The 8,619-nt window shown below is 60.8% G+C and carries 8 protein-coding genes; all 8 read right to left on the reverse strand.

Annotated features, from left to right (window positions below):
* Nucleotides 1-7: 7 nt before the first annotated feature.
* A complete protein-coding gene (locus tag IC535_RS05070; RefSeq protein ID WP_228885826.1) occupies nucleotides 8-3,862 on the reverse strand; it encodes an XVIPCD domain-containing protein in 3,855 nt (1,284 codons plus the stop codon).
* 11 nt (nucleotides 3,863-3,873) lie between these two features.
* A complete protein-coding gene (locus IC535_RS05075) occupies nucleotides 3,874-4,374 on the reverse strand; it encodes a hypothetical protein (protein ID WP_228885827.1) in 501 nt (166 codons plus the stop codon).
* A gap of 97 nt (nucleotides 4,375-4,471) precedes the next feature.
* On the reverse strand, nucleotides 4,472-4,987 hold the full coding sequence (locus IC535_RS05080) for a hypothetical protein (RefSeq protein WP_228885828.1): 516 nt from the start codon (nucleotides 4,985-4,987) through the stop codon (nucleotides 4,472-4,474).
* 153 nt (nucleotides 4,988-5,140) lie between these two features.
* Entirely contained in the window at nucleotides 5,141-5,641 is a 501-nt protein-coding gene (locus tag IC535_RS05085; RefSeq protein ID WP_228885829.1) for a hypothetical protein, read from the reverse strand.
* 369 nt (nucleotides 5,642-6,010) lie between these two features.
* A complete protein-coding gene (locus IC535_RS05090) occupies nucleotides 6,011-6,511 on the reverse strand; it encodes a hypothetical protein (RefSeq protein ID WP_228885830.1) in 501 nt (166 codons plus the stop codon).
* A gap of 280 nt (nucleotides 6,512-6,791) precedes the next feature.
* The gene (locus tag IC535_RS05095) at nucleotides 6,792-7,292 is read right to left on the reverse strand and encodes a hypothetical protein (RefSeq protein WP_228885831.1); all 501 of its coding nucleotides are present in this window, start codon (nucleotides 7,290-7,292) and stop codon (nucleotides 6,792-6,794) included.
* Between the two features lie 212 nt (nucleotides 7,293-7,504).
* Complete coding sequence (locus IC535_RS05100) at nucleotides 7,505-7,879, reverse strand: AHH domain-containing protein (RefSeq protein ID WP_228885832.1); 375 nt, start codon at nucleotides 7,877-7,879, stop codon at nucleotides 7,505-7,507.
* Between the two features lie 226 nt (nucleotides 7,880-8,105).
* Nucleotides 8,106-8,438, reverse strand: a complete 333-nt coding sequence (locus IC535_RS05105) for a hypothetical protein (protein WP_228885833.1) — start codon at nucleotides 8,436-8,438, stop codon at nucleotides 8,106-8,108.
* Nucleotides 8,439-8,619 lie beyond the last annotated feature (181 nt).

The raw sequence follows: 8,619 nt of genomic DNA on the forward strand, positions 1-8,619 counted from the left end.
GCGTGATTCAGTACCCCATACTGGCGGCAGCGACCTGCATTTCCTGCTGCACGCGCTGGTCTTCGGCGTCCTGCTGCAGGGCAACCTGCTTGGCACGCTCCTGCTGTTCCTGTGCGGCCAGGTCGAACTGCTGCAGCGACTCCTCAAAGGGGGTCTGCACCGCCTGCTGGGTGGGCATGCCTGCACGCAGATGGCCCGGGTTGTCCAGTTCCCCCTGCACCACGAAGACGGAGTACCCGGCGCGCTGATCAGCCGTGGCACCGCTCAACACCACATGATCCACGCGTTCCAGGCCATTGCTCTTGGCAAGCACAAGCAGGCTGCCGGTGAGGCGTTCGCTGGTTTCATCGAAGCTTCGGCCATGGGCGGCATCCAGCTCGGTTACCTGCTGGCGGATCTGCTGGTAGAGCGCATGGTCGGGGTGTTGTGGCTGTAACGGCGTGAGTGGGGTGGCCGGTGCGGCGTGCTGATGCAGCAGGTGCGGCTCTTGCTGTTCTGATATCTGCAGGCTTGCCGCAGCCGCCTGGTCCTGCTCAGAGATAACCCGTGCCTCCGGCCGCTCGACCGCCAATGGCTGTTCAGCACTTGGCCCGCCTCTTGCTTCCTCAGCATGCTGCGCAGCGAGCTCAGCAGCGGGTGCCGCCAGGCGATCGGATTCCATATCCGGGGCAGCGCCCGGGCGTACCTCAGCGGAGCTGGCAGCACGGAGGCCAGTATCCGCCGTCGTCGGCACGCGGCCGTCCTGCATCTGCGCATGAGTGCTCTGTCCGGGTTGCGCGGCCCACTCCTGCCGCGACACCCCATGCGGCGGCTCATGGCGTGGCTGCTCTGCTGCCGGTGGTGCCTGCTGCAGCGGCGCACCGGCAGGTTCCGATGCCGGGGGTACGGTTTGAGCCGGATGCTGCGGCTTCGCTCCCTGCGTACGGTCGGCCTCACCTTCACTGGCATGCACTGCTTCCCGCTGCAACCGCTGATCCTCCGCTGGTACCAGCGCCGGCGCCTGCGTAGGCCTTGGGGCATCCTGGAGAGGGGCAACACGCCCGAGCCCTTCGCTCGCCACCGCTGCATGCCTGGCCGCAAGCATCTCGGCGTCAACCTGGGGCGCTGCGGTGGAAGCCGGTGGCGCGGGCGGCGGACGGTCGCCGTCCAGCGCTGGACTCGGCGACCGGACGGCATCCATCCTGCCCTCGCGCACCTGGAGGGCTGCAAGGGTAGCGGCCTGTGCCGCCTCTTCGATGGACGCACCCTGGCGATTGGCTTCGCGCAGGGCTTGTTGGTGAGCCTCCCACTCTTGCGGGGACAGTGCCGCAATGCGCAGCTCCGGAGCCTCTGGAACGGGGTGGTCCCCGCTCCGGCCAACGGTTACCGTCTCCAAGGTGGGAACGTGCGCGTACTCGGCTGCAACCTGCGCCGGTACCGACTGTTGGTGCAGCGCCTGGATCTTCGCAACATCTTCCATGGTGGTGGTGGCGGTGAGCACCATCCGGTTGCCGCCCGCATCGCCGAAGGCCGCAATGGCGCTCTCTGCGCTCGGAGCGTGCGTACGCGGGTCAGGGATGAGCTCGAGAACAAGATCGCCCTGCCGCTCCGTGCTGGAGAGATTCTGCTCCACCGCCGCCGCGGTTGCGGCCAATTGCTCGGCGCTGCGCTCGATACCGTGCCGCTCATAGAGCGCTGCTACCTGCCCACGCACACCTTCTGGCGCCAACTGCAGGTTGGTCCTGATCTCCTCAGCCATCGCATTCAAACCGGCTACGCCGGACATCTGGCTTCGCCAGGTGACATCAAGCTCTTCGCTCACGTTGCGATTCGCTGTGCTGTCGAGAATGACGCCCTTGCTGATCCATTGCCCATCTTCCTGACGGGTATAGCTGTTGCCGTCACTTGCCTGCAACGTATCGGCACGGCGCTGCGCATCCTGGATGGCCAGCGGAACTGATGGATGCTCTGCATCGCCAAAGTCACTCCAGCGCTGCTGTTCGTAAGCGACCATGTAGCGAGCGGCAATGGCGGCAGGCGTGTTTGCCGCGTTCTGAGCGATCACCATGCGCGATTGCTCGTCCAACGCTTGCGCGCGCTCAGCCGAGACAGGCTCGTGCCGAATCAGCGGCACGCGGCCGTCCACTACTTCCTTGATCTCCAGTTCCCATTGCTGCGAAAGGGGATCACGCACGAACGACCGCTCGGTCTCGAACGCTGCGCGCGGCGGCGATTGCTCGCCGCTGGCATTCAGGCGGTACGGGTTCTGCGGCGGTGGCGGGGCACGCAGCCCGAGCTCGTAGGAGGCGGTTGCCGCCTTCCAGTTCAACTGACGTTCCAGCGCGCCGGTGGCGACGTAGTGGGTGCGAACGGTGACATCGTCCCCCAGGGCGGTTTGGACAGGGCGCACTTCAACGCCGGCGCCCAGATCAGCGCCCTGCACTTGCTGCTGATAGCCCCCGCGCTGCCAGCGCCCGTCCTCATCGGTAGGGTCGCGCGTCCAGGTGCGCCCCATGGCGTCCACCTGGGTATAGATCCGATCGATATCCTTCTGGTCAGCCCATGCTTCACCCAGATAGGCGCCCAGAACGCCACCGCCGAGCCCGACAAGAAGGGCGCCCGGGCCCGTCCAGGATCCCGTAGCGAGGCCAACGCCGGCGCCCGCACCAAAGCCACCCAACGCGCCGCCCACATTGCGGCCGACGAAGTGAGCGGCAGTCGAATCCGCGCCCGCTGCGTTGCCTTGGGAGTTCAACGTCACCCACTTGTGGCCCGAGGTGGCGAAGTCATGCGCCAGCAGTGCTACGCCAGCCACGCCGGCAACCTTCATGGCGGGGCTGACGCCAGCGCCCACAGAGTGAGGGGCAGAGTCCGCAGCCACTTCGGCTGCGGTAGCTGCCAGTCCCGGCGGGCCACGGGGGGCGCCCGGTTGACCTGGCGCGTGCGGCAATGGCTCGGGCACGTCGGCGTACAGGCGCGGGCCAGGGGCCACACTGGCACGTGAGGCAACCCAATCGGCGCGCACGTGACTCATCTCGCCAAGGCTCAGCGCTTTGAACTCGTTCACCGGACGACTGAACAGCGTATGCCTGGCTGCATCGTAGCCATCGATCGGCTTGAGCTGCGCGCGCACCTGCGCCACGCTGACCGGGTGCCCGCTGTTGGTGGACGCTTCCTGCGCGATAGCGCGCTCCAGCGCCTGGTACTCGGCCGCGGACTTGCTTACGAAGGCGAGAGGTTCCGGGCCGAAGGCGCTTACCGGGTAGCCGTTGATTCTGACGTGCGGGTGTTCAAGCGCGGTGGTGAGTTCGAAGTTGCTGAAGCCGCGGTCTATCTTCGCGTTCTCTACGAACGCGACCAGGGGCTTGCCTGTGGCGATTGCGTTCTCGAAGTATCGCGGGCTGCCGGCGTTCCACATCATGTCTTGGAGCGCGCCGGAATAGCTCTTACCGAACGGCTCTACTCCATGAGCGTCCATGTATCGCTGCAGCTTTCTCTCCATGACCGTGAATTCCGGATGCCGCGCGGGATGCTCATCCAACTCTTTGATGAAGTCGCCCCACGGTGTATCACCGATGATTCCCGCCTTCTTGCTCAGATCATCTCTGTAGATGGTTGCATTGAGGTAGTTCGAGATGCGCCCACTGTCAGTACCGGAATAACCCACGTAATCAATGCCCGGGGGAAGTTCTGGCGGAAGCGCACGCATCTTCGCATCCAGATATTCCGCGTAGCTCGTCGCGCTATCCGGACCAGATCCAGGTGACTTCAGATAGCCAATCAAATTGTCAATCTGGATGACCGAAAGCGGGCTGCCGTCGGCTCGATTTGTCGCTGCACCAAGAGTGGTTCTGGCGAAATCATCAAACGTGAAGCTGGCCATGATGCTTCGCCTCAAATTACATGCGCGGCCACGAGCACGTCAGCCAGGACAATACTTCCGTCAGTCAGGCGCGCCGGGCCATCGGGGACGGAGATACCTACACGCGCCAAGTCATCAGCATGAGCAATGGCAACATAACGAAGGTCGTCGACGTTGGACGTCTGCCCCGCAAAAGCGTTGACCAGACCCTGTGCGAGGCCTTGCAGGAACTCCGCATCTGGATCAGCGTTGCCGATCGCCCGCTTGAATCGGAGAATTTCTTCCAAGACTATATCTGGGCTCAAATCCAAGGTGTAGACCCATTCTCGACGCCCATCGATCTCGACCAATTCCTCTGTTCCCAAGAAACCCAAGGCACCCACGTCTTGGCCATCGCGACGGAATGAGTACTGGAACTCAATATCGCCTACTTTTTCAGGAAGAGATGCAGGCAGCATGCGAGGCATCAGGATCGAAATCCCACTGATCTCATCAAAAGCAGATCTCTCCCTCGGCTTAAAATCTATAGACATAGCGCTTCCTTCAACTGATATTAATTATGCACCGACACACTGCCACCCACTCTACAAGACCAGCATCGAGGCTGTTGACGGAAAAATGCAAGCTTGGTCATGGGTTCGCGCCTGGAGCAACTAGCGCGGGAACGGAAGCCTCGGCCAATGCAATCGTGCCGTCTGGACGTGGATGAACTTCGGTGGGAACGTCAACACCATGGCGGGTAAGCGCCTCAACACTGGTCACCACTACAGTTCGTTGGGCTTCAGTGCTGTCCTTCTGCCCTGCAAAGACGCTCACCAGCCCGCATGCGACATCGCGGAGAAAATCGAACGCCCCATCGGCGTTGCCAATGGTCTGCTTGAGGCGGAACAATGACTTGAATGCCGCGTCCTGGGTAAGGTCGAGGGTGTAAAGCCATTCGCGCTGCCCCTGCTTTTCCAGTGCAACTTCAGAGCCAAAGATACCCAATGCGCCAATACTTTCGTCATTGCGACGAAACACGTACTGATACTCGATGCCATCCCCTCCATCTGGCAGAGTAGCTGGCAGCATTCGAGGCTGGGGGATAGAGACGCCGCTCTTCTCGTCAGCGGCCGAGCTCACTACTGGCTTGAAATGGATAGGCATCACACGTCCTTTAACTGTATCGATTGCGCAGCGTTGAGCTCTCTTCGCGTTGCCGCCATGAGTGCTGCACCAAAGCCGCGGCGGCTTGAACTCGCGGGTTCTTCCGTGTACGAGCAACGTCATCGAAGATGAACTCGGTCACGGTGCCTAGCCTCAGCCGGGATGGGCGGGAATGGCTACCTCTGCCAATACAATTGTGCCGTCGGATGTTCCCTGCCTGCCCTCTGAAATTGATACACCAGCCCGATCGAGAGCTTCAGCTGTGGTAACGGCCATATACCTGACGTTGCCACTATTATCCGTTCGCCCCGCGTATGCCAGCACCAGACCCTGCGCGAGGCCGCGTACGAAGTCGAAATCCTCATCTTGATTGGCGAGCGTCTGTTTGAACTCGAGCATGGACGTGATCAGGCGATCACGGCCAAGATCCAGCGTAAATACCCATTCTCGCTGACCACCCGTCTCGACCATAGCGTCGGGCCCAGAGAAGCCGAGCCCACCGATCATTTTCCCATCGCGAATGAAAGCGTACTGATATTCCGTTCCGGGCTGGCCGTCTTGAAGGGTAGTCGGAAGAATTCGAGGTTGCGGAATAGACACACCCGTGCCTGGATCAAACGACGAAGCGGATTCGGGCTGAAAGCAGAGAGGCATGATTCATCCTTAAATTTGCATGGGCAGCGAGGCACCAAGTGGCGTCTGTCCACGGCCCGTAGAGGACGGCGAGTACGCCTCGTCCATTGAGGACGAACCCCATGTTAACGCTTCCGCCGGAACGAAAAAGCTCACCTTGTCGCATATCCCGACCCGCATCCATGGGTTGGCCATCCTACCGGTAGTGAAGCAGGCAGGAGCTTCCTTTTCCGGAGGGAGTCGACTTCAAACGCTTTCATTGTATTTCCAGGGCTCTTTATCGCCAATCCAGACCTGCCTCCGGGCCGATGTCGACACCAGTCGCTCCTTTGCAACGCATGCATACTTGCGGTTGATGTGAAGAGGTAAGCTTGGATATGGATTCTTGCGTCAAGCAACATGTGCGGGAACGAAAACCTCCGCCAGTACGATTGTGCCGTCCGGAAGGATGGCTGCGCCTTCAGGAGCAGCCAGCCCAAGGTGGCTCAACCCAACCTGGCGGGTGAAGGCCACATAGCGAAGGTTGTCGATGTTGTTGATCTGTCCTGCAAAAACGTTCACCAAGCCTTGCGCGAGTCCACGCAAGAACGCGACGTCATCATCAGCAATGCCCAACGCCTGTTTTGAGCGGAGCATGGACCTCAGTACAGAGGCGGAACTGAGGTCAAGGGTGTACACCCATTCGCGCTTCCCTGACCTCTCGACAACTTCCTCAGCACCGTAAACACCAAGGCCACCAACAAGTTCGTCGCCCCTACGGAACGCGAACTGATACTCAATGCCGTCACCGCCATCAGGAAGTGTGTGCGGCAGAATTCGAGGCATAGGAATGGAAATTCCGCTACCTTGATCGAAAGACGAGGTGTCTCTTGGCTTGAAGTCTACGGTCATCATTCTTCCATTGCTTTCGATTGCGTGGCTCCGCGCCGCCAGCCTTGTTGCAAGCCCAACACCTCTCGATTGGAGGGCAGCACCAGCCGGTGGATTCGTCCATGTCGAGCGGCCCCCATGCTCGGTGACCCCCGCACCTTGAACAAGCGCTCCGCCAAACGGCGCAATGCTCGCGCAGGTATTCAATGACTGTATCACCGTCAGCTCCGGTGGCGGCCTTACCTGTCTTCGAGCTCGCGGCAAGGACAACATAGGTAGTGACGTTGATGCTGCCAATCCATTATCCGGCGCAGGCTGGAACAAATGCTTCAGCCAACACGATCTCTCCTGCTAGCGAAGGTAATTCCGCCTGGGGATGATCGATGCCGCGGCGGGCGAGCGCTTCATGCCTGGTTATGGCCAAGTACCTGATGCCGTACTTGCTGCTACTTTGATCCATGTTCGCCATGACAAGTCCTTGCGCAAGTCCGATCAGGAAAGTTAGATCGTCGTCCGTGTTACCAAGCGCTTGCTTGAATCCAAAAATAGAGTCCAATACCCAATCACGGCCAATATCGAGCGTAAATAATCTCTCACGCCCGCCTTCGGCCTCCACCGTCGCCTCACTTCCAAAGAATCCCAACCCGTCTACGCGTACACCATCAACGTAGAGCATGTACTGGTACTCGGTATGGCTCGGGTCTTCCGGCGAGCTGGCTGGAAGCAACCGAGGTGATGTGATTACGATTCCATTGCTTTGATCAATGGCGGAGCCCGGTTGAGGCGTGAAGTTCAACGGCATGATTGTTCCTTCGGTTGATGCTGAGCGACGGCGTTGAGCTTCTTCTCTTGGGTAGGCATAGCTGCCCGGGCCAGGACCATAGAGCCATGCGACGATGTGCTGACCAAGTCGTGGCCGGGACACCGACTCCTCTGCTTAGAGTATCGATACGACACGTTCGCGATCTTCCAAGCCATCCATTGCGGTACCAGACCTTCGCCGAGTGGCCACGATCAGTCCAGCATCAGATCGCCGTTGATTATTGCTGCCATCACCGTTGCCTGGAGCATGTTGATAGCCTCCACTACGCGCTCTGTCGCACCCAAGTCTCCTTGCATCGCCGCCCGCCCATCTGCTGACCCTTCAATCGCGCGCAACCGTCCCATCATCCCCTCTCGGTAGGCGGGGTGCGGATCGCTGCAGAACCTCGAGCAGCCCAGCTTCTCTGCAAGTTCACGAGAGATGGGCAGATAGAGGCCATTGTGTGACGCATTGAGGTCGAACCTTCCATCTTCCGCCAGATACTGGAGTATCTCGCTCTGACTCAGCAGGACATCATCAATGATGAGCTGCATGTCGAAGAGGGCTTCCTCTTGATCCGTAGTCATGTCGGTCCTTATCCAGATGTACGCTTGTCGTTCGAACCCGTCCGGGCATCATCGTCCCTTGTGGCGTACCAGGAAGGACGAGGGCATTCACATTTCCGCGATAGTCTGAGGCCGGGGCGATGGGGACAGGTATCGGGAAACCCTTACACGGTCGCTTCGCCACCCGATGGCCTTGTGTTTATGCCGGTGTAGTGTTGCCCGGCTTTTCCTCCCGGCAACGGCCATCTCACTCCGCACCAAACGGACTGCTGTGCCATCCGTATTGCCGCTGCGCCATCTGTTCCAGATCGCGGTCGCCGCTGGCATAGCACGGCGGCGGGTCGGGCGGCTGCGACGCGGCCAGCGGTTCGTCCGCCACCAGCGGAGCCGCCACGGCGCGGGCCGCTTCAAGCGGCTGCCGGCCTGCGGCCACTGCCGGAGCCGATTGGCGGGCCACATACTCCCGCATCAACTGCCGGATCACTTGGGCTGGCGGGCGCTGTTGTCGCCCGGCCGCCTGCTGGAAGCTGGCGCGTAAGCCGGCTTCCACCTTCAACTGCACCACAACGTTGTTGTTCATGGGGTTCTCCCACTGCTGGGTAATGAATCAGGATGTGTCTGCCCGCTGCACCGGACGCGCCATGCGCGGCTGGCGTAGCGCCGGCCACCGCGCGGCGGTGCTGCCGACGTCCCCCCGGCTTGAGTAGTGGGCGGGTTTAGAGTCCGGTGCTGATGTTATCTTTCTTCGCCGCCAACTGCGC

Origin of the sequence: Stenotrophomonas rhizophila (assembly GCF_020857975.1) — a bacterium.
Taxonomy (GTDB): Bacteria; Pseudomonadota; Gammaproteobacteria; order Xanthomonadales; family Xanthomonadaceae; genus Stenotrophomonas; species Stenotrophomonas rhizophila_C.